Origin of the sequence: Castellaniella sp. (genome assembly GCF_034674885.1) — a bacterium.
Taxonomy (GTDB): Bacteria; Pseudomonadota; Gammaproteobacteria; order Burkholderiales; family Burkholderiaceae_B; genus Castellaniella.
Map to the genome: position 1 here is coordinate 265,724 of NZ_JAUCDS010000002.1, position 22,330 is coordinate 288,053.

The window sequence follows — 22,330 nt, forward strand, 5'->3', positions numbered from 1 at the left end:
ACGGGCCTGCAGAACGCGGGCAGCGCGTCAACAGTGCTGATCAGTCCATCGTGCCGATCAGCACATCGGCCGCCTGGAAGCAGGCTGCGGCCAGCTCGCCCGACGCCAATCCGCCGGCTGGCGCGTCGGGGGCGGCCAGCCCCGTGATGCGCACCCTGGCGCTGACGTCCAGGCTGATTTCCGCCAGGATGCCGTCGTCCGCGCGGTGGCTGATACGGCCGGTCCAGCGGTTCAGCCCCTCGGGGGCGGTATCCCGATCAACGGCGTCCTGCGGCAGGACGCGGACTGCCTGGGCCTTCAGGAAGGCCAGCGCGCGCCTGCCTTCGGCCAGGCCCAGCCGTTCGGTGCTGGCGTGGGTCAGGGTGGCGGTCAGGGAAATGCCTTCGTCCAGATCCAGCCGGATTCGGTCATTGATGCTGCCGGATTCGATGGCCCCGATGGTGCCCTCGTAGCGGTTGCGGGCCGAGGTCTGCAGCGCCATGCTGTGCAGCAGATCCAGGTGCCGGGTGCCGTCGGGGCCGAAGCGTGCCAGTGCCTCCATGAAGCGCTGGTGTTCTGCCTGGGCCGCCTGGTACCAGGCGATAAGTTCGCGCGCCCGGTCCGTCAGGTGCGCTCCGCCGCCTCGTTTGCCGCCGGTGACGCGCTCGACCAGCAGGCCGCCGGCCACGCCGTTCATCATGTCCACGGCGTCCCAGGCCGCCTTGTAGCTCAGTCCGACTTTGCGCGCTGCCGCGCTGATGGATCCTTCCGTGCCGATGGCGGCCAGCAGTGCCATGCGCCGTTCCGTGCCCCAGCTCTGGCTGCCGCTGCGCAGGCTCAGCGTAGTGCTCAGTTCCAGGGATGAGTCCGGGCCGCTTGCAAGCGGCGAGGTGGAGGGGATGCGGGTCATGGGAGGCAGTGTACGCGGCGTGCCAAGGCGGCTCAAGGCTGAAAGGGCATGGCCCGTCGTCCTGGGCGCCGCGTTCAGGGCCGGCGCGCAGACGCCTCGGCCAGGCAGGCTGCGTAGCCTTCCAGCGCATCGGGCCAGGCGGGCGCCCAGCCGCTGGCCCGTAGCCGCGCATTGGACAGGCGCTTGCCGTCCGGGGGGCGGACTTCCCGGCCAGGCGGCGGCCCGCCGATCATCTGTGCCAGCGCCTCGTACAGTGTTGCCGTGGGCATGGGGCGGTCGTCGGTGCCGATGTAGCAGGGCAGGGGGTCGGCCAGCGTCAGCAGGTGGGCGCAGGCCCGCGCGGCGTCGTCGATATGGATCCGATTGGCCCAGTGGCCCGGACCGTCCGGCGCGGCCGTCCGCCCGGCGCGCAGGCCGTCCAGCAAGCGCAGCCGGCCGGGGCCGTACAGGCCTGACAGGCGCAGGGCGGTGCCGCGTTCGGGCAGCCGGGCGTGCAACAGGGCCTCGGCGTCCAGCATCGCCGTGCCGCGAAAATCCGCCGGCGCAGGGGGTGTGTCCTCGTCCACCAGGCGGTCGTCCGCGCCCGGCCCCCAGACGGCGGAGGAATCGACCAGCACGCAGCGCCGCACGCCATCGAGGCGGGTCAACGCGTCCAGCAGCGCCCGCAGGCCTTGCGGATAGGCGCGGGCGTAGGCCTCGGGCGTGCGGGTGTCCGGCGCGGGGGCGTACAGGATATGGGAGATGGGGGTGGGCGTGATGTCCCGGACGGCGGCCAGTGCCCTGGTCAGGCTGCCGGGATCACCCAGGTCGGCCTGCAGCCAGTGGACTCGGGCGCCGGGCTGGGCGATCATGGCCTGCCGCCGCAGGCCGATGCAGGTCCAGCGTTTCGGGGGCAGTGACTGCGCCGTGCGCGCGCCCAGGTCGCCGCCCACGAGCAGCAGGGTGCGCGCCTGCGTCGGGGCCGTACCTAATAGAATGTCCGTTTCCATGTCTGCACAGTCTATCCCATGAACGATTCCTTTCCCCTGCGCCGCAGCCATCCCGACGAATTGATTGTCGGCCTGGTGTCCGTGTCCGACCGCGCTTCGTCGGGCGTTTATCAGGATCAGGGCATTCCCGCCCTGAGGGACTGGCTGGTGTCGGCCCTGACCCGGCCGCCTCAGGTCGTGACCCGCCTGATTCCGGATGACCGGGCCGGCATCGCCGCCACCCTGCGCGAACTGGTGGACGAAGCCCGGTGCGACCTGGTGCTGACGACGGGCGGTACGGGTCCGGCCCGCCGGGATGTGACGCCCGAGGCCACGCTGGACGTCGCTACGCGCGAGATGCCTGGCTTTGGCGAGCAGATGCGCCAGGTCAGCCTGGCCTTCGTGCCGACCGCCATCCTGTCGCGCCAGGTGGCCGTCATCCGGGAGCAGCCCGACCATGCGGCGCTGATCATCAATCTGCCGGGCCAGCCCAAGGCCATCCAGGAAACCCTGGAAGGCCTGCGCGATGCGGACGGCCAGGTGCGGGTGCCGGGCGTGTTCGCCGCCGTGCCGTACTGCCTGGACCTGATCGGCGGCCCGTACGTCGAGACGCGCGACGCCGTGGTCCGGGCATTCCGGCCGAAGTCGGCCAGAAGGGCAGGCAACCAGCAGTAATTCCCATTCCGCCTTAAAATCTTGGCAATCCGATTTTATCCACTATCTCACCTTTTGGAGGTCCAGCCATGGCCCTGGTTTCCATGCGTCAGCTCCTCGATCACGCCGCCGAGCACGGCTACGGGATTCCCGCATTCAACGTCAACAACCTGGAACAGGTCCAGGCCATCATGGAAGCCGCTGCCCAGACGGACAGCCCGGTGATCATGCAGGCTTCGGCGGGCGCCCGCAAATATGCCGGCGAAGGTTTCCTGAAACTTCTGATCCAGGCAGCGGTCGACTCCTACCCGCACATCCCCGTGGTCATGCACCAGGACCACGGCCAGTCGCCGGCAGTCTGCCAGGGCGCCATCGACCTGGGCTTTTCCAGCGTCATGATGGACGGCTCGCTGATGTCCGATGGCAAGACCATCTCGTCTTATGAGTACAACCTGGACGTCACCCGGCAGGTCGTCCAGATCGCACACAAACTCGGCATCACGGTAGAAGGCGAACTGGGCTGCCTGGGTTCTCTGGAAACCATGAAGGGCGACAAGGAAGACGGCCACGGCGCCGAGGGCACCATGACCCGCGAACAGCTGCTGACCGACCCCGAACAGGCGGCCGACTTCGTCAAACAAACCCAGCTCGACGCCCTGGCCATCGCCGTGGGCACCAGTCATGGCGCCTACAAGTTCACGCGCAAGCCCACGGGCGACATCCTGTCGGTCCAGCGCATCAAGGAAATCCACGCCCGCCTGCCCAACACCCACCTGGTGATGCACGGCAGCTCCAGCGTGCCCCAGGAACTGCTGGCGGAAATTCGCCAGTTCGGCGGCGACATGAAGGAAACCTACGGCGTGCCGGTGGAAGAACTGCAGGAAGCCATCAAATTCGGCGTTCGCAAGGTCAACATCGATACCGACATCCGTCTGGCCATGACGGGCGCCATCCGCCGCTTCCTGGCGGAAAACCCGGGCAAGTTCGATCCGCGCGAATACCTCAAGCCTGCCCGCGAAGCTGCCAAGAAAGTCTGCCTGGCTCGCTACGAGCAGTTCGGCACGGCCGGCAACGCCTCGAAGATCAAGCCGATCCCGCTGTCGGACATGGCGGCCCGCTACGCCGCAGGCGAACTCAAGCAATTGGTGAAATAAATCTCGATGACGGCCTTGCTCCAATCCACCATCCAGTCGCTGCCCCTGCTGGGGCGCGGCAAGGTCCGCGACATGTATGCCGTGGGCGAAGACAAACTGCTCATCGTCGCGACGGACCGCATCTCGGCCTTCGACGTGATCCTGGGCGACCCGATTCCAGGCAAGGGCAAGGTCCTGACCGCCCTGACGGAATTCTGGCTTGAACGCCTGGGGCATCTGGTGCCTACGCACGTCACCGGCATCGCGCCCGAAGACGTGGTGGCACCCGAAGAACGGGATCAGGTGGCGGGGCGGGCCATGGTGGTCAAGCGCCTGGAACCCATCCTGGTCGAGGCCGTGGCGCGCGGCTACCTGATCGGTTCCGGCTGGAAGGACTACCAGGCCAGCGGCGCGGTGTGCGGTGTGGCGCTGCCGCCTGGCCTGCGTCAGGCGGAAAAGCTGGCCGAACCCATCTTCACCCCGGCTGCCAAGGCCGAATTCGGGCACCACGACGAGAACGTCGATTTCAATTACGTGGTGGCCCAGGTCGGCGCCGAACTCGCGGGGCAGATTCGCCGCATGACCCTGGCGCTCTACACCGAGGCCGCCGAATATGCCAGCCGCCGGGGCATCCTGATCGCCGACACGAAATTCGAGTTCGGCCTGGACGCCCGGGGCACCTTGCACCTGATGGACGAGGTCCTGACGCCGGACTCGTCGCGTTTCTGGCCTGCCGACAGCTACGCCCTGGGCATCAGTCCGCCGTCCTTCGACAAACAGTTCGTGCGCGACTGGCTGGAAACGCAGGACTGGGACAAGACCGCGCCCGCCCCACGCCTGCCTGCCGACGTGCTGGAACGCACCGCAGCCAAATACCGCGAGGCCCAGGACCGCCTGACCCAGGGGGTAGCATGAGCGCGCCGGGCCGCCCCAAGTGCGAATTCCCCCTCGGGGGGATGAGTCCGGACGCAGGGCAGTCCCTGCGGACTGGCCTGCGCCTGACGAATCGGAGCGGCATGCAGGCCGCGCGGTGGACGGCGCGTAGCGCCAAGGGGGTAGCATGAGCGCGCCGGGCCGCCCCAAGTGCGAATTCCCCCTCGGGGGGACGGCGCGTAGCGCCAAGGGGGTAGCATGAACGACATCGTCGCTCCCGTGGTCGGGCTGATCATGGGCTCGTCCAGCGACTGGGACGTGATGCGTCATGCAGCGGCGGTGTTCGACGAGTTCGGCATCGCTCACGAAACCCGAGTGGTATCGGCGCACCGCATGCCGCTGGATATGGTCGAATACGGCGCCCAGGCCGTCACACGGGGCCTGCGGGCCATCGTGGCCGGTGCGGGCGGAGCCGCCCATCTGCCTGGCATGATGGCCGCCTTGACGCCGGTGCCTGTGTTCGGGGTGCCAGTGCCTTCGCGCTATCTGCGCGGCGAGGATTCTCTCCTGTCCATCGTGCAGATGCCCCGAGGGGTGCCCGTCGGCACCTTCGCCATCGGCGAAGCGGGAGCTGCCAATGCCGCTTTGCACGTGGTCGCCAATCTGGCCATGACCGATGCCGACCTGTTGCAGCGTCTGCAGGCCTATCGGGCGCGCCAGACTCAGGCCGCCCGCGCCATGGTCGTGCCGCCGGAGGCTTCCTGATGGCGGGCTCCGGCGACGGGCCCACTCTGCCGACGGCTCCAGGGGCCTGGCTGGGTGTGCTGGGGGGCGGCCAACTGGGCCGCATGTTCTGCCAATCGGCCCAGGCGCTGGGCTATCGCGTGGCGGTACTGGACCCTGCCGAGTCCAGCCCGGCCGGCGCAGTGGCGGATCGCCACATCCGCGCTGCCTACGATGATCCACAGGCGCTCGATACCCTGGGCGATCTATGCGTCGCAGTGACGACCGAATTCGAGAACGTGCCGGCCGATAGCCTGCGCAACTTGGCCCGGCTGTGCCGGACAACCCCTTCCGGGGATGCCGTGGCCATTGCCCAGGACCGCCTGGCCGAAAAAGCCTATCTGCAGGCATCGGGAGTGCCGGTGGCCGCGCATGCGGCCGTGCTGCGGGCGTCCGATCTGGATGCCTGCCCAGAATCCCTGTTTCCGGGCATTCTCAAGACCACGCGCCTGGGTTACGACGGCAAGGGCCAGATGCGGGTGGCGTCCCGCGAACACGCCCGGCGGGCGTTTGAGTCCCTGCGTGGGGTGGCCTGCGTGCTGGAATCCCTGCAGCCGCTGGACTACGAGATCTCCGTCGTGGTGGCGCGCGGCCTGGATGGCCGCACGGTCACCTATCCGCCTGCGCGCAACGCGCATCGCGACGGCATCCTGGCCGTGTCGACCGTGGATGGCACGATAGCCCCCGCCGTAGCGGACCAGGCCCGCCGGCATGCCCTGCGGGTGGCGGATCATCTGGATTATCACGGGGTGCTGTGCGTCGAATTCTTCGTGCTGCGCGATGGCGCCGTCATTGCCAACGAGATGGCGCCGCGCCCCCACAATAGCGGCCATTACACCCAGGACGGCTGCCTGGTCAGCCAGTTCGAACAGCAGGCCCGCGTCATGGCCGGCCTGCCCTTGGGCGCGACCGATACGCTGTGCCCTGCCGCCATGCTGAACCTGCTGGGCGACCTGTGGTTCGGCCCCGATGGGCAGCAACGCGAGCCGGATTGGGCGGGGGTTCTGTCCGTGCCTGGCACGCGTCTGCACCTGTATGCCAAGAACCAGGCTCGCGCCGGGCGCAAGATGGGTCACATCAATATCCTGGGCGCTACGGCAGCCGAATTGCAGGACCGCATCGCCCGCGTAGCTGGCGTGCTGGGGTTGCCGGATGCCTGACTCCATGCAGGCTCGTATTCTGGAAGCCGCCCGCCGGCTGGATCAGGGGCGCCTGGTGGCCTTTCCCACCGAGACCGTCTATGGCCTGGGGGCCGATGCCGAGAACCCGCAGGCAGTGGCCCGCATCTACGCAGCCAAAAAGCGTCCTGCCAACCATCCGGTTATCGTTCACCTGGCGCCGGACACGGATCCGGCCTATTGGGCGACCACAGTGCCGCTCCAGGCGCGACAGCTGATGGCGGCGTTCTGGCCGGGGCCGCTGACCCTGATCCTGCCGCGCGCCGACCGGATCCCGGATGCGGTCAGCGGCGGCCAGGACAGCATCGGCCTGCGCTGCCCGGCGCATCCGGTCGCGCAGACCCTGCTGCATGTGTTCGCGGCGCTCAAGCCCCATGGCTGTGGCGGCGTCGCGGCGCCTTCGGCCAATCAGTTCGGTCAGGTGTCGCCAACCCGGGCGAGCCATGTGCGCCAGGCCTTTCCCGACCTGGACGACCAGGCCCTGATGATCCTGGAAGGCGGCGAGTCTCAGGTCGGCATCGAATCGACCATCCTGGATCTGTCCCGCCTGGATCAGGGCGTGGGGCCGACCTTGCTGCGGCCAGGCCAGATCGACGTGCTGCAATTGGCGGAAGTCCTGGGCGACCTGCCCAACATGCCCGACGCAGCCGCGCCCCGGGTGTCGGGGTCTCTCAAGGCGCACTATGCGCCGCATACGCCGGTGGCCCTGATGGGCCCTGCCGAGTTGTCGGCCTGGGCGGCCGGCACGGCGCCAGCCCCGGCATGGGGATGCGTGCAGGCCGCATCCGCCGTCCGCCGCCTGGCCGTGGTGGTGCTGGATACGCCGCCCGGGCCTGCGCCCGAGGGCGTGGACTGGGTGGTTGTGCGGGCTGAACCGGCCCACTATGCGCGCCGCCTGTACGCGCTGCTGCGCGAACTGGATGTTGCCGGCTACGATCGCATCGTGCTGCAACGTCCCCCCGAAGAGCCTGCCTGGCAGGGCATCAACGACCGGATCGGCCGCGCGGCCGCCGCATTCGGATCGTAGCGCGCGGCCTGCTGCCGCAGGCTGTCAGACCCCCAGATAATGGCTCAGGACCTCGTCCTGGGCGCTGAGCGCCACGCTGTTGTCCTCGATCGCCACCACGCCCTTTTGCAGGATGATGCAGCGATCCGTGTGAGCCAGGATCTTGCGGTAGTTCCGGTCCACGATCAGGGTGGCGACCCCCGATGCACGGATGCTGCCGATCACGCGCCAGATCTCTTCGACGATCAGAGGGGCCAGGCCTTCGGTTGCCTCGTCCAGGATCAGGACGTCGGGGTTGGTCAGCAGCGCCCGGCCGATGGCCAGCATTTGCTGTTCGCCGCCAGACAGCTGGTGGCCGCCGTGTCGCAGGCGTTCACCCAGGCGGGGGAACAGGGCCAGGATGCGTGCCAGGGTCCAGTCGCTGTTGCCCGAAAAACCCGGCCCGGCCGCAACCAGCAGATTTTCCCGGACGCTCAGGTTGGGGAAGATGCCGCGTCCTTCAGGCACGTAGGCAATGCCCAGCCGCGCAACCTCGTGAGGCGGCCGCTGGCCGCGCGACTGGCTGCGGATGCTGACCGTGCCACGGGCTGGCCGGATGTGGCCGACCAAGGTCCGGATCAGCGTGGTCTTGCCCATGCCGTTGCGCCCGAGCAGGCCGATCGACTCGCCGGCGTCGATGCGCAGGCTGACGCCGCGCAGGACGTGGCTTTCGCCATAGTAGGTGTGCAGTTCGCTGGCTTCGATCAGTGCTGGCACGGTTCCTCCTTGCCGAGATAGGCGGCCTGGACGTCCGCGTTGCTGCGGATGGACTCGGGGTCGCCGTGAGCAATCACCGACCCGTTGACCATCACGGTGATGCGGTCGGCTATCCTGAAGACCGCGTCCATGTCGTGCTCGATGAGCAGGATGGCATGGTCGGACCTGAGCGATTCCAGCAGCTCCAGCATGCGTTCGGTTTCTTCCGGCCCCATGCCGGCCAGAGGTTCGTCCAGCAGCAAGACCTGCGGCTGGGTGGTCAGGCTCATGGCGATCTCGAGCTGGCGTTTCTTGCCGTGGGACAGCGATCCCGCCGCCTGGCCGCGCAGGGCCTGCAGGCCGGTCAATTCGAGCACCTGTTCCGCCGCTTCGTTGGATCGCAGGCACGTGGTGGCCGGCTGCAGCCAGCGCCAGAAGTGCTGGTGTCCCGCCTGGGCGGCCAGGCGGCAGTTCTCGTGCAGCGACAGGCTGGGGAAAATGGTGGTGCGCTGGTAGCTGCGGCCAATGCCGGCACGGGCTCGCCGGGGCTGTACCCAGTGCGTGATGTCCTGGCCGTTCATCCGGATCTCGCCGTCGTCGGTGGACAGTTCGCCCGAGAGCACATTGACCAGCGTGGATTTGCCTGCGCCGTTCGTGCCGATGACGGCATGGATGCAGCCCAGCGGCAGGTCGATGCACACGCGGTCGAGCGCCTGCAGTCCGCCGAAGCGCCGCGAGATGTTCCGTGCAGAGAAAATGGAGGATGGGGTCATGGCTGCGGCCTGTAGCGTGAGGCGGGCTTGGGGGAAGACGAGGGGCGCCGTCGGGTAGTTCTGTGCAGCAGCCCCGCCAGCCCGTTGGGCAGCAGCGCGACCAGTGCAATGATGGTCAGGCCGAATGTCAGGTGCCAATGACCGGCCATCGCGCCCATGAGGGCTTCGGATTGGAAGAGTTCCTCGAGCAGGATTAGGCTGAGCGTGCCCAGTAGCGCGCCCCACAGGCTGGCGCTGCCGCCCAGGATCACCATCAGCAGCACCAGGCCGGATTGTTCCCAGTTCAGCAGTTCGGGGTTGACGTAGCCGTCCTTGGCGGCATGCAGCATGCCGGCGATGCTGGCCAGGCCCGCAGCCAGCAGGTAGGCGACGAATTTGTAGGAGAACGTGGAATATCCGGCAGCGCGCATGCGCTGTTCGTTGATGCGGATGCCATTGAGGGCAACGCCGAACCGGGAACGCGACAACACGGACAGGAACAGCCAGGCCAGGCCCAGGGTCGCCAGCACGAACAGATAGAATGTGCGCGGCTCATCCACGTTCAGCAGCGTCCAGTCTCCCAGGCGCCATTCGGGGCGGAAGTACAGGTAGATGCCGTCGCTGCCGCCGCCGAATTGCGTGTCGTGGAAGACGTAGTAGGCCATCTGCGCGAAGGCCAGCGTGATCATGATGAAGTAGATCCCCCTGGTGCGCAGGGACAGCGCGCCCGTGATGGCCGCGTAGGCGAGAGCGGCAGCCAGCACGCACGGGATCAGGATGAAGAAATTTCCGGCGCCGGATTCCGGCGCGAGCAGGGCGGTGGCATAGGCCCCGGCGCCGAAGAACGCCGCATGCCCCAGGCTGACGAGGCCCGCGCCGCCCACGAGCAGTTGCAGGCTCATGGCGAACAGGCCGTAGATCATGATCTTGATGGCCAGGCCCGTGTAATACTCGCTGGCGATCCAGGGCAGAGCCGCCAGCACGCAGCAGGCGATCAGGATCGGAGCAGTGCTTTTTATCGTGAACATGCTTCAGCCTTGATTGAAAAGCCCTTGCGGCTTGAACAGCAGGATCAGGGCCATGAGCAGGTATGCCAGCATGCCGGAGATGCCCGGGAAGAACACCTGGCCGAAGGTGTCCACGAATCCCACCAGCATGGCGGCCAGAAAGGCGCCGCGTATCGACCCGATGCCGCCGATGACGACGATCACGAAGCTGACGATCAGGACGGCATGGCCCATGCCGGGGTAGACGGACGTGACCGGCGCGGCGATGGCCCCGGCCAGCGCCGCCAGGGCCACGCCGATGGCGAAGACCACACGGTACAGGTGTTTGATGTTGACGCCCAGCGAACTGATCATTTCCCGGTTGCTGGCACCGGCGCGGATCTTCATTCCCAGGCGGGTATGGGTCAGCACCAGGTACATGGCGAGGGCGACCGCCAGACAGACGGCGGAGATGAACAGCCGGTAGACCGGATAGCTCATGACGCCGCCCAGGACGATGGAGCCGTCCAGCCACTCGGGCGGCGTCACGCCGTGCACGTCGTTGCCCACGATGATGCTGCGCAGTTCCTCGAAGACCAGGATCAGGCCGTAGGTCATCAGGACCTGCTGCAGGTGATCGCGGGTGTAGAGAAAGCTGAAGAACGCCCATTCAAGCGCGTATCCCAGCAGTGTCGTGAGAACGATGCAGACCGCCAGTGTGACGACGAACCCCCCGCCGAGATACTGGGCGACCGCCGGTTGCAGGGCGAACGCCATGTAGGCCCCGATCATGTAGAAGCTGCCATGTGCCAGGTTGATGATGCCCATGATGCCGAAGATCAGCGTGAGGCCGCTGGCGATCAGGAACAGCAGCAGCCCATACTGGACGGCATTCAGGCATTGGATCAGAAATATGATCGGGTCCATTGGGGAGCTCCGCTTACAGCTTGCAGCCGCGTGCCGGGTCGGCCAGCGCCTTGGCAGCGACGCCGATCACCTGGTTCTTCAGGCCCTGGACTTCCCTCAGGTAGATGTCCTGGATGGGGTTGCCGGCCTTGGAGAGCTTGAAGGTGCCGCGCGGGCTGTCGATGGTCGCCCCCTGCATGGCGCCGCGCATCGCGTCTTTCTTGCTGGCATCGCCCTTCACGGCGTTCAGGCCGGTTGCCAGCAGCTGGGCGGCGTCATAGCCCTGGACGGCGTAGACGTCGGGCGCGATGTCCGGGTAGGTCTTGGTGTAGTCGGCACGGAAGGCCTTGTCCTTCGGGTTGTCCAGACCGTCGGCGTAGTGCAGTGTCGTCAACAGGCCCTGAGCGGCAGCGCCCTGGGCTTCCAGCGTGCCATCGGTCAAGAATCCGCTGCCCAGCAACGGGATGGTCTTGCCCAGGCCTGCGTCCGCGTAGTCCTTGACGAACTTGACGGCGCCTCCGCCCGCGAAGAACGTGAAGACCGCGTCAGGTTTCTCGGCGGCGATCTCGGTCAGCAGCGACTGGAACTCGACCTTGGGGAAGGGCAGCATCAGGCGCTTGACGACCTTGCCGCCGAGCTTTTCAAAGCCTTCCTTGAAACCGTCCGTGGCTTCTTTGCCGGCCGCGTAGTTCCAGGTGATCGTGATGGCGGTCTTGTAGCCTTTCTCGTGGGCCACCTGGCCCATGGCGTAGCCCGGCTGCCAGTTGGTGAACGACGTGCGGAAGACTTCCTTGGAGCACAGCGGGCCGGTGATGGCGTCTGCGCCGGCGTTCGGAATGATGAGCGTGGTGTCGGATTCCTTGGCGGCCTTGGCCAGGGCCAGGGCGACGCCGGAGTGCACGGTGCCCACCAGGATGTCCACCTGGTCGCGCTTGATCAGGCGGTTGGCATTCTCGGTGGCCTTGGACGGGTCTGACTCGTCGTCCACCTTGAAGTATTCGATGTCCTGTCCTGCGAGTTTGCCGCCCTGTTCGGCCACGTAGAGCTTGAAGCCGTTCTCGATGGCCTCGCCCAGTTTGGCGTAGGTGCCGCTGTAGGGCAGCATGAATCCGACCTTGACGGTGGCGTTCGCGCTGGCGCATGCCACGCCGAGCGCGGCGGCCAGGATGGTGTTGATGATTGTCTTCTGCATGTTTCTCCTCCGGGTTGTATCGCTTCGCCCCTGAATTGGGGCTTGCGGCGTGCTTAGTGCTTATGGGTCATGGGTGTCGTCAAGGCCGCGCACTCTTCGATGAAACCGGCCACTGTCTCGATGGTGGCCTGGGGCTGGTCGACGTGCGGCGAGTGGCGGCAGTCCTTCAGCACACACAGCCGCGTCTGTGGTGCCTGCCGCTGGATACGGTGGATCTGTTCCAGGGATCCGTATTGGTCGTTCTCGCCCTGGATGGCCAGGATGGGGCAGCGGATATCGGGCAGGAACGCTTCGATGTTCCAGGCCCGGAACTCGGGATTCAGCCAGATGTCGTTCCAGCCCCAGAAGGCCGAATCCGGGTCGCGGTGATAGCGGCCCAGCTTGTCCTTCAGGTCAGTCTTCAGGTAGGTCTCGCGGGCCTGCTCGATGCTGGCGATGGTGACGTCTTCCACGAAAACGTGCGGCGCGGCCACGGCAATGGCCTTGACGCGTTCGGGATACATGGCTGCATAGAGCAGCGCGATGGATCCGCCATCGCTGTGGCCGAAGAAGACAGGCCGTTCGCCAGCCAGTCCCAGGGCCTCGAAGATCGCCGGCAGGGCGTGTCGGGCCTGATCGTGCATGAAGTGCACGGGCCAGCGCTCGGAAGCGGGGCGCGGGGTGCTGGCGCCGTAGCCGTAGCGCGAGAACACCAGTCCCCGGCAGCCGCTGGCTGCGCACAGGTCTTCCGGCCAGCCCTTCCAGAGGGCGGCGGAGCCCAGGCCCTCGTGCAGGAAGACCAGCAGGTCGGCATCCGGCCGGGCGGCAGGAAGGAGGCGGTATTCGATGTCCAGGACCCGACCCTGGTACTGGACGGGGACGGTGGTCGGACGGTCAGCGGCGAGTGCGGACATGGTCATGGTCATGGTCTCAGGCGGGCACATTGTCGTGTTGCTGGCGCAGCCGGAACCGCTGGATCTTGCCGGTGGCGGTCTTGGGCAACTCGTCCAGAAAGGTGATGGTGCGCGGGTATTTGTAGGGCGCCAGCTTGGATTTGACGAAGGCCTTGAGTTCCGGTTCGGTCGCCTCGTCGCGCACGACGCCGGGCCGCAGGACGACGTACGCGACCGTCTTGACCAGGTTCTCATGGTCGGGGGCGCCGATGACGGCGGCTTCCAGCACGAGGGGGTGCTGGATCAGCGTGTTCTCGACTTCGATGGGGGATACATATTGCCCGCTGACCTTGATCATGTCGTCGCTGCGCCCCGCATAGGTGTAGTAGCCCTCCGCGTCCAGCGCGTACTTGTCGCCGCTCTTGAGCCATTCGCCCAGGAACGTGTCGCGCGATTTCTTGCGGTTGTGCCAGTACATCAGCGCTGCGCTGGGGCCCTTGATGTACAGGTCGCCGATCTGCCCGACGGGGACTGCCTGCCCGTTCTCGTCGCGCAGTTCGACTTCGTAGCCGGGGACCGGCTTGCCGGTGGTGCCATAGCGGATGTCGCCCAGCTGGTTGGTCAGGAAGATATGCAGCATTTCGGTCGAGCCGATGCCGTCCAGGATGTAGCAGCCGAAATGTTCCGTGAAGCGGTCGCCCAGGTCCTGGGGCAGCGCTTCGCCGGCAGATGCGCAGACGCGCAGGGCGACCTGGTCGCGGGCGGGCAGCAGCGGTGACGACAGCATGCTGGCATACAAGGTGGGCACGCCGCAGAACACGGTCGGGCGGTAGCGGGTCAGATGTTCGCACACCGCTTCCACGGTAGGACGGCCGGACAGCAGGACGACCGTGGCGCCCACGGACAGGGGGAAGGTCAGGGCGTTGCCCAACCCGTAGGCAAAGAACATCTTGGCGGCGGAAAAGACGATGTCGTCCTCGCGCACGCCGAGAATCGGCTTGCCGTACAGGTCGGCCGTGTGCCAGAGATTGCCGTGTGTATGCGCCACGGCCTTGGGCAGTCCGGTCGAGCCGGACGAATACAGCCAGAACGCCACCTCGTCGGTCTCGGTCTGCACGGCGGCCAGGGCGGGGGCTTGCGCGAGTTCCGTTTCCAGGTCCATCAGGCCCTCGGCCAGGGGTTCCTGGGGCTGGGCCACGAGGATGCGGGTGATCTCGTGGGACGTCCGGCTCATGGCCTGCTGCAAGGTAGGCAGCAGCGCTGGCGAGACCACGGCGGCCTGGCAGCGGCTGTTGTGCAGCATGTAGGCGTAGTCGTCGGCCGTCAGCAAGGTGTTGGCCGCGATGGGCACGACCCCGGCCAGCAGCGCGCCCAGAAAGCAGACGGGCCAATCGACCGTGTCGTACACCAGCAGCAGGATGCGTTCTTCGCGATGCAGGCCCATTTTCTTCAGCAGGCCGGCAAAGTGGGCGCTGCGCTGGGCCAGCTCGCCGTAGGTGAGTGTGCGCCGTCCGTCTAGATATGCCGTTTTCGCCGCGCGGCCGGCGTTCAGTTCGAATAGATGCCGTGCGAAGTTCAGTTGCTCCGGGCAAGATGCCATGATTGTCTCCAGGTAGTCTGTGTGCGAATGGGGTGGGCGCCGGAATGTGTTCTGGCCGGGAGCGGGTCAGGCGGGCGCGATGTGTTCAAGTGCGTCGGCGTATCCCTGGACGGCCGCCTGACGGTGGTAGAAGTTCAGCGCGCGCAGGCCGCCAAGTTCCTGGCCGCCGCCGGCGCGCCCTGGGCCGCCGTGGTTGGACTGCGGCATTGCGTTGCCATGACCGGTCTGGGTCTTGGCGATTTCGGGGCTGATCAGGTGGACCCGGCCGTGGCTTTCCGCCAGCTGCTCTGCCGCGCGTGCCAATCCGGCGAGATCCTCACCGTAGACCGAGGCGACCAGCGAACCCATGCCGCGCCGCGCCAGGCTGAAGGCGTGCGCAGCGTCCCGGTAGGGCATGAGGGTGGCCACGGGGCCGAAGACTTCCGTGCGGTGGACTGCCGGGCAGTTGTCCGGGTCACGGGCGCCAAAGAGTACGGGCGGCACACAGGCGCTGTCGTCGGGCGCCTGGACGAGGGTGCGCGTGCGCCCGTCGAACAGTGTTTCGCAGGATGCGGATAGCGCGTCGATGCCGGCTTCCACCGCGCGACGCTGGCTGCGGCTGACCAGGCTGCCCATGCGGACGTCCGGGTTGCGCGGGTCGCCGACCGTGACCTTGGAGAATCGGGCCTCCAGGGCCTGAGCGACGGCGTCGAATCGGTCCGCAGGCACCATGATCCGGCGGATCGCCGTGCACTTCTGCCCCGATTTGCTGGTCAGCTCGCGTTCGACTTCACGCACCAGCAGGTCTTCGGCCTGGTTGCTGCCGTCGGGCGCGAGGATGGCGCTGTTGATGCTGTCGGTTTCCGCGTTGAAGCGCACCCCGTCGTGCTGGATGCGGGGGTGCCCGCGCAGCTCTGCAGCCGTGTCCGCCGAACCGGTGAAGGACAGCAGGTCCAGGGGTTCGAGCGCATCGAGCAGCCCCGCCGGGCGGCCGCACACGAGGCTCAGGGCGCCGTCGGGCAGGACGCCGGCCTGGATGACGTCGCGCACCATTTCGTAGGTCAGCCAGGCGGTTGCCGTGGCGGGTTTGACGACGATCGGCACCCCGGACAGCAGGGCCGGCGCGGCCTTTTCCCACAGGCCCCAGGACGGGAAATTGAAGGCATTGATCAGCAGCGCCACGCCGTGGGATGGGACCAGGATGTGCTGGGTGCCGAAAGACCCGTCGCGGCTCAGGGAAACGCGTTCCCCGTCGGCGAGATGATGCGCGTCGGGCAGCGAGCGGCCGAGTGTCGCGTAGTAAGAGAGGGTGTACAGGGCGCCGTCCACGTCGATGGAACTGTCGCGTTCGACGGTGCCGGAGTTCTGCAGGGAAATATCCAGGTAGCGGTCCCGGTTGGTTTGCAGGACCTGGCGGATGCTGTCCAGCAGCTCCGCCCTTTGCGGGTAGCTCAGGCCGCGCAGGGCGCCGCCACCTTGTTGGCGCGCCCAGCGATAGCAGCCGGCCATGTCGACCGAGTCCGCCCCGGCGTAGGCGAGGTCCGTGCCCAGGACGGGATCCAGGAGCCGTTGGCGTGCCGTGCTCGAGGCCGGGCGCCAGGTGGATTCGGTGTAGTTCTGCAGGTCGATGGTCATGGTCTGTGGGTTCGTGGTGTGTTCGGGCTGTATCGAAAGGCGGTGGCCGGCGTGTTCAGTGGAATTCGATTTCCCCGTTGGGCAGCAGATAGAGCACATAGGATTCGCCCGACGACACCGTGGGCCGGTGCGTGGTCTGTGGGCCGTATACCAGCCAGCCGGCCGGGTGGCTGTCAAACCGGGCATCGCCATCGATCGGCAGGTTGAGATCGATCTCGCCGGCCGGGTGTGTGTGACGTGGGCCGACCACGTCTTTCATCAGCACGATGTCGCACGAGAACCCGCCCAGCGCGTCCTGGGGCGGGAGTACGCGCCCGTAGCGGATGCCGCCATGTTCGCGGGCGCAGATCCAGCCGTCCCGGGTGCCGTCGCGACACAGGGCGAGCAGCTCGGTGTACAGCGGTCCCCCGGGGGGGAATTCACGGTTGAGCGCATCGCCCAGCGCGGCGTCCAGCGGTTTGCCGCCGATGAAGTCGGTGACGGGACGCAGCAACTGGAGAAGGGTGTCGGTGTTCGGGGTCATGAGGGTCTGGGGCGTGTCTGTAGCTGTCCTGGGTGGGCTGCACGAAATTGCCACGCAAGTGTTGCAAGAGGCTTTCACATTAAGTGTCGGGTTGATGTATGTCAAGCAATATAGTGCATATCTTGGCTGATTCTAGGGTTTACGATAGGCGCCATCATGCACTGCAAGAAGGATTTTTGCGCTCCATTCCTTCGGGAAATGAACTACATTGCATAAATCGCCTTGAAAAATTTGACTCGGATTAAATGCTGCATTATCATGCATGAAAATCCCGTGCAGCTTTGTGGTATGCACAATAATTCATGTTTGTGGAGATTTGATATGGCCCAAGATGCACCCCGGATCGATTACCGGACCGAACCCGCTCAATACCGGCATTGGTCGCTGTCCTTCGATGGCGCTGTGGCGACTCTGGCCATGGATGTGGCCGAGGACGGCGGACTCAAGCCCGGCTACCGGCTCAAGCTGAATTCATATGATCTGGGGGTGGACATCGAACTGCACGACGCCTTGCAGCGGATCCGCTTTGAACACCCTGAAGTCCGGACGGTCGTGGTGACCAGCCTGAAGGACCGCATCTTCTGTTCGGGCGCGAATATTTTCATGCTGGGCCTGTCGACGCACGCCTGGAAGGTGAACTTCTGCAAATTCACGAACGAGACGCGCAACGGCATCGAGGATTCCAGCCGTCATAGCGGTCTGAAGTTCATTGCCGCCGTCAACGGCGCCTGCGCAGGCGGGGGCTATGAACTGGCGCTGGCCTGCGACGAGATCCTGCTGATCGACGACAATTCCTCGGCGGTGTCCTTGCCGGAAGTGCCCTTGCTGGGCGTGCTGCCGGGCACCGGCGGCCTGACGCGCGTCACCGACAAACGCAAGGTGCGCCATGACCATGCCGATATTTTCTGCACCCTGACCGAAGGTGTGCGCGGCCAGCGTGCCAAGAGCTGGCGCCTGGTGGATGACCTGGTCAAGCCGGCCAGCTTCCAGGAAGACGTGCAGGCGCGCGCCCGGACGCTAGCAGCCGGCAGTGATCGCCCGGCCGATGCCCAGGGCGTCGCGCTGACGCGGATCGAGCGTGAGGACGGGCCCGACGGCCTGGTCTATCGCCACGTCGAGGTGCAGATCGACCGCCAGAATCGGGTGGCCACCTGGGTCCTGCGCGGGCCGGGGGCCGACGTGGCCGCAGACCCGGCGGCAATCCTGTCCCAGGGCGCCGATTGGTGGCCGCTGCGATTCGCCCGTGAATTCGACGACGCCATCCTGCAGATGCGCACCAATGAACCCGAGATCGGGACCTGGGTGATGCGCAGCGAGGGAGACCCGCAGCGCATGCTGGAGGTCGACGGCGTGCTGGAACGCCTGGGCGCGGAACACTGGTTCGTGCGTGAGACCGTGGGCATGCTGCGCCGCACGCTGGCGCGCCTGGAGGTCACGTCCCGGTCGCTGTTCGCGCTGGTCGAGCCCGGTTCCTGCTTTGTCGGGACGTTTCTGGAAGTCGCGCTGGCCTGCGATCGCAGCTACATGCTGGATGACTCCTCGGTCGAGCGGCCTGCCGTGGTTGGCATGAGCGCCCTGAATTTCGGCACCTATCCCATGGTCAATGGCCAGTCGCGCCTGCAGACGCGGTTCTACGGCGAGCAGTCGGCCATCGAGCCCTTGCGCGCTCGGGCCGAAACGCTGCTGCCGCCCGGCGAGGCCGAGGATCTCGGCCTGGTGACTTTTGCGCTTGACGAACTGGACTGGAGCGATGAGATCCGCCTGTTGCTCGAAGAGCGTTGCGCGCTGTCGCCCGATGCCCTGACCGGGCTCGAGGCCAACCTGCGCTTCGGCGATCAGGAAACCATGGAGACCCGCGTGTTCGGCCGGCTCACCGCCTGGCAGAACTGGATTTTCTATCGCCCCAATGCAGCGGGGGAAAAGGGCGCGCTGAAGGTGTACGGCAAGGGCGAGAAGGCCAACTTTGACTGGGTTCGTGTCTGATCCGGCGCGACCGGTCCGCAATTCGACCATCTAGGAGACAACATCATGTCTGGTATCGATTATTCTCAGAAAATCCCCAATAACGTGAATCTTTCCGAGGACCGCGCCCTGCAGCGCGCCCTGGAACACTGGCAGCCCAATTACCTGAACTGGTGGCAGAGCATGGGGCCGGACGGCTCGCAGGATTTCGATGTCTACCTGCGCACGGCCACCAGCGTGAACCCCGACGGCTGGGCCCACTTCGACTACGTGAAGATGCCCGACTATCGCTGGGGCATCTTCCTGACGCCGCAGGACGGCCAGCGCAAGATGCATTTTGGCGAGAACATGGGCAAGGACGTCTGGCAGGAGGCGCCCGGCGAATATCGTTCGAACCTGCGGCGGATCATCGTGACCCAGGGCGACACGGAACCGGCCTCGGTGGAACAGCAGCGCCATCTGGGGCTGACGGCGCCGTCGCTGTACGATCTGCGCAACCTGTTCCAGGTCAATGTCGAAGAGGGACGCCACCTCTGGGCCATGGCCTATCTGCTGCACCGCTACTTCGGCCGCGACGGCCGCGAGGAAGCGGATGCGCTGCTGCAGCGCAATTCCGGCAGCGAGGACAGCCCGCGCATCCTGGGCGCCTTCAATGAAAGGACGCCCGACTGGCTGGCCTTCTACATGTTCACGTATTTCACCGACCGCGATGGCAAGTTCCAGCTCAGCGCCCTGACCGAATCGTGCTTCGATCCCCTGGCCCGCACCACCCGGTTCATGCTGACCGAGGAAGCGCACCACATGTTCGTCGGCGAATCGGGGGTGTCCCGCATCGTGCAGCGCACGGCTGAAGTCATGAACGAACTGAAGACGGACGATCCCGAAGCCCTGCGCAAGGCCGGCGTCATCGACCTGCCCACCATCCAGCGCTATCTGAACTTCCACTTCAGCGTCACGATCGACCTGTTCGGCGCGGATGAGTCCTCGAACGCGGCCATGTACTACAGCGCGGGTCTCAAGGGCCGCTACGAAGAAAGCAAGCGCACGGACGACCACCAGCTGAAGAACGACACGTACAAGGTGCTCAAGGTCATCGACGGCCAGTTGCGCGAGGTCGAGGTGCCGATGCTCAACGCCCTGAACGAAGTCCTGCGCGACGACTTCATCAAGGACTCGGTGGGAGGGGTGGGCCGCTGGAACCGCGTGCTCGAAAAGCACGGCATCGAGGCGCGCCTGATCACGCCGCACAAGGCGTTCAATCGCCGCATCGGTTCGCTGTCCGAGGTCAAGGTCTCGCCCGACGGCCATCTGCTGACCGAGGAACAGTGGCGCAATCACGAGAACGATTGGCTGCCCACGGCGGAAGACCGGGCCTTCGTGGCCTCGCTGATGGGGCGTGTGGCTGAACCGGGCAAGTTCGCCAACTGGATTGCGCCGCCGGTCATCGGCATCAACCGCCAGCCGGTGGATTTCGAGTACGTTCGTTTCAATTGAGCGCCCAGCCGCGCGCCGGAGCGGCGCGCGGCTGTGGCCAGCATGGAGACCCGCAATGTCGGAAAGCACTCAAGTCGAGGTCATGAAGCAGCACCTCATCGATCCAGAGATTTGCATCCGGTGCAATTCCTGCGAGGAAGCCTGTCCCATTGACGCCATCACGCATGACGCCAACAACTATGTCGTCAAGCCCGATGTCTGCATGGCTTGCCAGGCCTGTCTCCCGGTCTGTCCGACCGGCGCGATCGACAATTGGATTCGCGTGCTGGCCAAGGAAACCTATCCAATCGAGGAACAGTTCGAATGGATGTCCCTGCCGGCGGAACAGGCCTTGCCCGACGATGCCGTGGAAATTCCGACCGGCGGGCGCCGCGAGGGTGCGCAAGACGAATCGCCGTCGGCGGACGGCCAGGCCGCGCTCAGCGCCGGCAGCGCGCCCGGGCAGGGCGACGAATTGATCGAGGGCCAGCCGGCGACCACGGCGGGTTCCAGCGTTCCTCCCTGGAGCGCCGCCCATCCCTACGTCAATCTCTATACACATAAGCACGTCGCCGAGGCGACCGTGGCGGGCAACTATCGCATCAGCGCCGAGGATGCGGAAAGCGACATCCACCACATTGTCCTCGACTTCGAGTCGTTGCCGTTTCCCGTGCTGGAAGGGCAGTCCATCGCCGTCTTTCCCCCGGGGCAGGACGCCAACGGCCGCCCCTATTACGCGCGCCAGTATTCGATCGCCAGCCCCAGGGATGGAGAGCGGCCCGGCTACAACAACCTCTCGCTCACGGTCAAACGCGTGACCGCCGACTACGATGGCAATCCGGCCACCGGGGTGTGTTCCAATTACCTGTGCGATCTGCGCCGAGGCGACAAGGTCCGGGTCATCGGTCCCCTGGGCGATACGTTCCTGATGCCCAATCTGGATCGGGCCAACCTGCTGATGATCTGCACCGGGACGGGGGCGGCGCCCATGCGCGCCATGACCGAACGGTGCCGCCGCCTGACCAGGCGTGGCGAATTCCACGGCCGGCTGATGCTGTTCTTCGGTGCGCGCACTCAGCGCGAGCTGCCGTATTTCGGGCCGCTCATGGGTTTGCCCAAAGGCTTCATCGACATCAATCTGGCCCTGTCGCGCGAGCCGGGTCAGCCCAAGCGCCATGTCCAGGACCTGATCGTCGAGCGCTCATCCGACGTGCTGACCCTGCTGCAGGATCCGAACACCCACATCTACGTCTGCGGCCTCAAGGGCATGGAACACGGCACTCTGGCTGCGATGAAGGACATCGTCGAGGTCGGCGGCCAGAGCTGGCAGGACCTCAGCGCCGGTCTGCGCGAGCAGGGGCGCATGCACTTCGAGACCTACTGAGACAGACCCCGCCGCCCTGGGCGCGGGGCCTCTGGGGCCGGTGGCCTCAGGACTGCGTCCAGCGGGCGGGGCGTTTTTCCAGGAAGGCCGAGAATCCTTCGCGGGCCTCGGCGGAACTGCGGATCCGGCTGTTGGTGACGGCGCTGTATTCCAGCGTCTGCGCATCCACCGGGCCCAGCGGCAGCCGGATCAGATAGTCCTTGATCGCCTGCTGGGCCTGGGGACCTGCGCCCAGCAGTTCGAGCACCACGGCCTGGACGGCCTCGTCCAGTTCCTCGGCCGCTACGACGCGGTGAACGAGACCGATCCGCAAGGCCTCGGCGGCCTTGATTCTTTCTGCGGTCAGGGCCAGGCGGCGTGCCTGGCGATGGCCGACGGCGTTGACCAGGTGAGGGCCGATGATGGCCGGGATCAGGCCGAATCGGGCTTCGCTGACGGCAAAGTTGGCGCTATCGGCCGCCACCACGATGTCGCAGCAGCAGGTCAGCCCCACGCCGCCGCCCAGCGCGGCGCCTTGCAGGCGGGCGACGGTCGGCTTGGGGAAGCTGGCGATGCGTTCCAGCATCCGGGCGAAGCGCAGGGCGTCGGCACGGTTGTCTGCTTCGCTGGCCTGGCTTTGGCGCTGCATCCATTGCAGGTCCGCCCCGGCGCTGAAGTGCTTGCCGGCGCCAGCCAGAATGACGACGCGGACCGCCGGATCGTCGGCGAGCCTGGCAAAGGTCTGATCGAGTGCTGCGATCATGGTTTCGTCGAAGGCGTTGTAGACCTGGGGGCGGTTCATGCGCACTTCGCAGACGCCGCGAGCCGCGCGGCTCACGGATACGGAACCGGAATCCGTCATGCGGCT

General features: G+C 66.3%; 21 protein-coding genes. 9 read left to right on the top strand and 12 right to left on the bottom strand.

Features of this window, described 5'->3' with window-relative positions; genetic code table 11:
* Window positions 1-40: 40 nt before the first annotated feature.
* Window positions 41-889 carry a TOBE domain-containing protein gene (locus VDP74_RS02945; RefSeq protein WP_322998121.1) on the bottom strand — a complete coding sequence of 283 codons (849 nt, stop codon included), beginning with the start codon at window positions 887-889 and terminating at the stop codon, window positions 41-43.
* A gap of 74 nt (window positions 890-963) precedes the next feature.
* Window positions 964-1,878, bottom strand: coding sequence for an NAD-dependent epimerase/dehydratase family protein (locus VDP74_RS02950; protein ID WP_322998122.1), 915 nt, complete (start codon window positions 1,876-1,878; stop codon window positions 964-966).
* 18 nt (window positions 1,879-1,896) lie between these two features.
* Between VDP74_RS02950 and mog the strand changes: the two genes are divergently transcribed.
* From mog to VDP74_RS02980, 6 genes are all read left to right on the top strand, one after another.
* Entirely contained in the window at window positions 1,897-2,532 is a 636-nt protein-coding gene (gene mog / locus VDP74_RS02955) for a molybdopterin adenylyltransferase (protein ID WP_322998123.1), read from the top strand.
* 68 nt (window positions 2,533-2,600) lie between these two features.
* Complete coding sequence (fba, locus tag VDP74_RS02960; protein WP_322998124.1) at window positions 2,601-3,665, top strand: class II fructose-bisphosphate aldolase; 1,065 nt, start codon at window positions 2,601-2,603, stop codon at window positions 3,663-3,665.
* A 6-nt stretch (window positions 3,666-3,671) separates the two neighbouring features.
* On the top strand, window positions 3,672-4,559 hold the full coding sequence (locus VDP74_RS02965; RefSeq protein WP_322998125.1) for a phosphoribosylaminoimidazolesuccinocarboxamide synthase: 888 nt from the start codon (window positions 3,672-3,674) through the stop codon (window positions 4,557-4,559).
* Between the two features lie 216 nt (window positions 4,560-4,775).
* Window positions 4,776-5,282: a 5-(carboxyamino)imidazole ribonucleotide mutase gene (gene purE, locus VDP74_RS02970; protein WP_322998126.1), complete on the top strand. Its 507-nt coding sequence runs from the start codon at window positions 4,776-4,778 to the stop codon at window positions 5,280-5,282.
* A complete protein-coding gene (locus VDP74_RS02975; RefSeq protein ID WP_322998127.1) occupies window positions 5,282-6,460 on the top strand; it encodes a 5-(carboxyamino)imidazole ribonucleotide synthase in 1,179 nt (392 codons plus the stop codon). The genes purE and VDP74_RS02975 overlap by 1 nt, the downstream gene beginning before the upstream one ends.
* Before the next feature lie 4 nt (window positions 6,461-6,464).
* Window positions 6,465-7,505 carry an L-threonylcarbamoyladenylate synthase gene (locus VDP74_RS02980; RefSeq protein WP_322998128.1) on the top strand — a complete coding sequence of 347 codons (1,041 nt, stop codon included), beginning with the start codon at window positions 6,465-6,467 and terminating at the stop codon, window positions 7,503-7,505.
* Between the two features lie 24 nt (window positions 7,506-7,529).
* Here VDP74_RS02980 and VDP74_RS02985 read toward each other — a convergent pair whose 3' ends face one another.
* The 9 genes from VDP74_RS02985 to VDP74_RS03025 form a co-directional block, all read right to left on the bottom strand.
* Window positions 7,530-8,240 carry an ABC transporter ATP-binding protein gene (locus VDP74_RS02985; protein ID WP_322998129.1) on the bottom strand — a complete coding sequence of 237 codons (711 nt, stop codon included), beginning with the start codon at window positions 8,238-8,240 and terminating at the stop codon, window positions 7,530-7,532.
* On the bottom strand, window positions 8,228-8,992 hold the full coding sequence (locus tag VDP74_RS02990) for an ABC transporter ATP-binding protein (RefSeq protein WP_322998130.1): 765 nt from the start codon (window positions 8,990-8,992) through the stop codon (window positions 8,228-8,230). Before VDP74_RS02990 ends, VDP74_RS02985 begins: the two co-directional genes overlap by 13 nt.
* Window positions 8,989-9,999: a branched-chain amino acid ABC transporter permease gene (locus VDP74_RS02995; protein ID WP_322998131.1), complete on the bottom strand. Its 1,011-nt coding sequence runs from the start codon at window positions 9,997-9,999 to the stop codon at window positions 8,989-8,991. Before VDP74_RS02995 ends, VDP74_RS02990 begins: the two co-directional genes overlap by 4 nt.
* Window positions 10,000-10,002: 3 nt before the next feature.
* Window positions 10,003-10,884: a branched-chain amino acid ABC transporter permease gene (locus VDP74_RS03000; protein ID WP_322998132.1), complete on the bottom strand. Its 882-nt coding sequence runs from the start codon at window positions 10,882-10,884 to the stop codon at window positions 10,003-10,005.
* A gap of 13 nt (window positions 10,885-10,897) precedes the next feature.
* Window positions 10,898-12,055: an ABC transporter substrate-binding protein gene (locus VDP74_RS03005; RefSeq protein ID WP_322998133.1), complete on the bottom strand. Its 1,158-nt coding sequence runs from the start codon at window positions 12,053-12,055 to the stop codon at window positions 10,898-10,900.
* Window positions 12,056-12,108: 53 nt separating this feature from the next.
* Window positions 12,109-12,978, bottom strand: a complete 870-nt coding sequence (locus tag VDP74_RS03010; protein WP_416232916.1) for an alpha/beta fold hydrolase — start codon at window positions 12,976-12,978, stop codon at window positions 12,109-12,111.
* Window positions 12,965-14,527, bottom strand: coding sequence for a benzoate-CoA ligase family protein (locus VDP74_RS03015; RefSeq protein WP_322998135.1), 1,563 nt, complete (start codon window positions 14,525-14,527; stop codon window positions 12,965-12,967). Before VDP74_RS03015 ends, VDP74_RS03010 begins: the two co-directional genes overlap by 14 nt.
* 66 nt (window positions 14,528-14,593) lie before the next feature.
* On the bottom strand, window positions 14,594-16,141 hold the full coding sequence (locus tag VDP74_RS03020; RefSeq protein ID WP_322998136.1) for a 3,4-dehydroadipyl-CoA semialdehyde dehydrogenase: 1,548 nt from the start codon (window positions 16,139-16,141) through the stop codon (window positions 14,594-14,596).
* Between the two features lie 55 nt (window positions 16,142-16,196).
* Window positions 16,197-16,664 (bottom strand): DUF4863 family protein, encoded by a 468-nt coding sequence (locus VDP74_RS03025; protein ID WP_322998137.1) that lies wholly within the window; start codon window positions 16,662-16,664, stop codon window positions 16,197-16,199.
* Window positions 16,665-16,985: 321 nt separating this feature from the next.
* On the opposite strand from VDP74_RS03025, the gene boxC reads away from it, so the two are divergent.
* From boxC to boxA, 3 genes are read left to right on the top strand one after another with little or no spacing between them, the layout of a single operon-like run.
* Window positions 16,986-18,647 (top strand): 2,3-epoxybenzoyl-CoA dihydrolase, encoded by a 1,662-nt coding sequence (gene boxC, locus VDP74_RS03030; RefSeq protein ID WP_322998138.1) that lies wholly within the window; start codon window positions 16,986-16,988, stop codon window positions 18,645-18,647.
* 45 nt (window positions 18,648-18,692) lie between these two features.
* A complete protein-coding gene (gene boxB, locus VDP74_RS03035; protein ID WP_322998139.1) occupies window positions 18,693-20,120 on the top strand; it encodes a benzoyl-CoA 2,3-epoxidase subunit BoxB in 1,428 nt (475 codons plus the stop codon).
* 55 nt (window positions 20,121-20,175) lie between these two features.
* A complete protein-coding gene (gene boxA, locus VDP74_RS03040) occupies window positions 20,176-21,483 on the top strand; it encodes a benzoyl-CoA 2,3-epoxidase subunit BoxA (RefSeq protein ID WP_322998140.1) in 1,308 nt (435 codons plus the stop codon).
* A 46-nt stretch (window positions 21,484-21,529) separates the two neighbouring features.
* Here boxA and VDP74_RS03045 read toward each other — a convergent pair whose 3' ends face one another.
* On the bottom strand, window positions 21,530-22,324 hold the full coding sequence (locus VDP74_RS03045) for an enoyl-CoA hydratase-related protein (protein ID WP_322998141.1): 795 nt from the start codon (window positions 22,322-22,324) through the stop codon (window positions 21,530-21,532).
* Window positions 22,325-22,330: the final 6 nt, after the last annotated feature.

Bases quoted from the DNA above. Each gene is read 5' to 3' on its own strand.
- VDP74_RS02995 (WP_322998131.1), bottom strand. From the start codon at position 9,999: ATGTTCACGATAAAAAGCACTGCTCCGATCCTGATCGCCTGCTGCGTG.
- VDP74_RS02950 (WP_322998122.1), bottom strand. From the start codon at position 1,878: ATGGAAACGGACATTCTATTAGGTACGGCCCCGACGCAGGCGCGCACC.
- VDP74_RS03020 (WP_322998136.1), bottom strand. From the start codon at position 16,141: ATGACCATCGACCTGCAGAACTACACCGAATCCACCTGGCGCCCGGCC.
- mog (WP_322998123.1), top strand. From the start codon at position 1,897: ATGAACGATTCCTTTCCCCTGCGCCGCAGCCATCCCGACGAATTGATT.
- boxB (WP_322998139.1), top strand. From the start codon at position 18,693: ATGTCTGGTATCGATTATTCTCAGAAAATCCCCAATAACGTGAATCTT.
- VDP74_RS03000 (WP_322998132.1), bottom strand. From the start codon at position 10,884: ATGGACCCGATCATATTTCTGATCCAATGCCTGAATGCCGTCCAGTAT.
- purE (WP_322998126.1), top strand. From the start codon at position 4,776: ATGAACGACATCGTCGCTCCCGTGGTCGGGCTGATCATGGGCTCGTCC.
- VDP74_RS02990 (WP_322998130.1), bottom strand. From the start codon at position 8,992: ATGACCCCATCCTCCATTTTCTCTGCACGGAACATCTCGCGGCGCTTC.
- VDP74_RS03010 (WP_416232916.1), bottom strand. From the start codon at position 12,978: ATGTGCCCGCCTGAGACCATGACCATGACCATGTCCGCACTCGCCGCT.
- boxC (WP_322998138.1), top strand. From the start codon at position 16,986: ATGGCCCAAGATGCACCCCGGATCGATTACCGGACCGAACCCGCTCAA.
- VDP74_RS02945 (WP_322998121.1), bottom strand. From the start codon at position 889: ATGACCCGCATCCCCTCCACCTCGCCGCTTGCAAGCGGCCCGGACTCA.
- boxA (WP_322998140.1), top strand. From the start codon at position 20,176: ATGTCGGAAAGCACTCAAGTCGAGGTCATGAAGCAGCACCTCATCGAT.
- VDP74_RS02965 (WP_322998125.1), top strand. From the start codon at position 3,672: ATGACGGCCTTGCTCCAATCCACCATCCAGTCGCTGCCCCTGCTGGGG.
- VDP74_RS03045 (WP_322998141.1), bottom strand. From the start codon at position 22,324: ATGACGGATTCCGGTTCCGTATCCGTGAGCCGCGCGGCTCGCGGCGTC.
- VDP74_RS03005 (WP_322998133.1), bottom strand. From the start codon at position 12,055: ATGCAGAAGACAATCATCAACACCATCCTGGCCGCCGCGCTCGGCGTG.
- VDP74_RS03015 (WP_322998135.1), bottom strand. From the start codon at position 14,527: ATGGCATCTTGCCCGGAGCAACTGAACTTCGCACGGCATCTATTCGAA.
- fba (WP_322998124.1), top strand. From the start codon at position 2,601: ATGGCCCTGGTTTCCATGCGTCAGCTCCTCGATCACGCCGCCGAGCAC.
- VDP74_RS03025 (WP_322998137.1), bottom strand. From the start codon at position 16,664: ATGACCCCGAACACCGACACCCTTCTCCAGTTGCTGCGTCCCGTCACC.
- VDP74_RS02980 (WP_322998128.1), top strand. From the start codon at position 6,465: ATGCAGGCTCGTATTCTGGAAGCCGCCCGCCGGCTGGATCAGGGGCGC.
- VDP74_RS02975 (WP_322998127.1), top strand. From the start codon at position 5,282: ATGGCGGGCTCCGGCGACGGGCCCACTCTGCCGACGGCTCCAGGGGCC.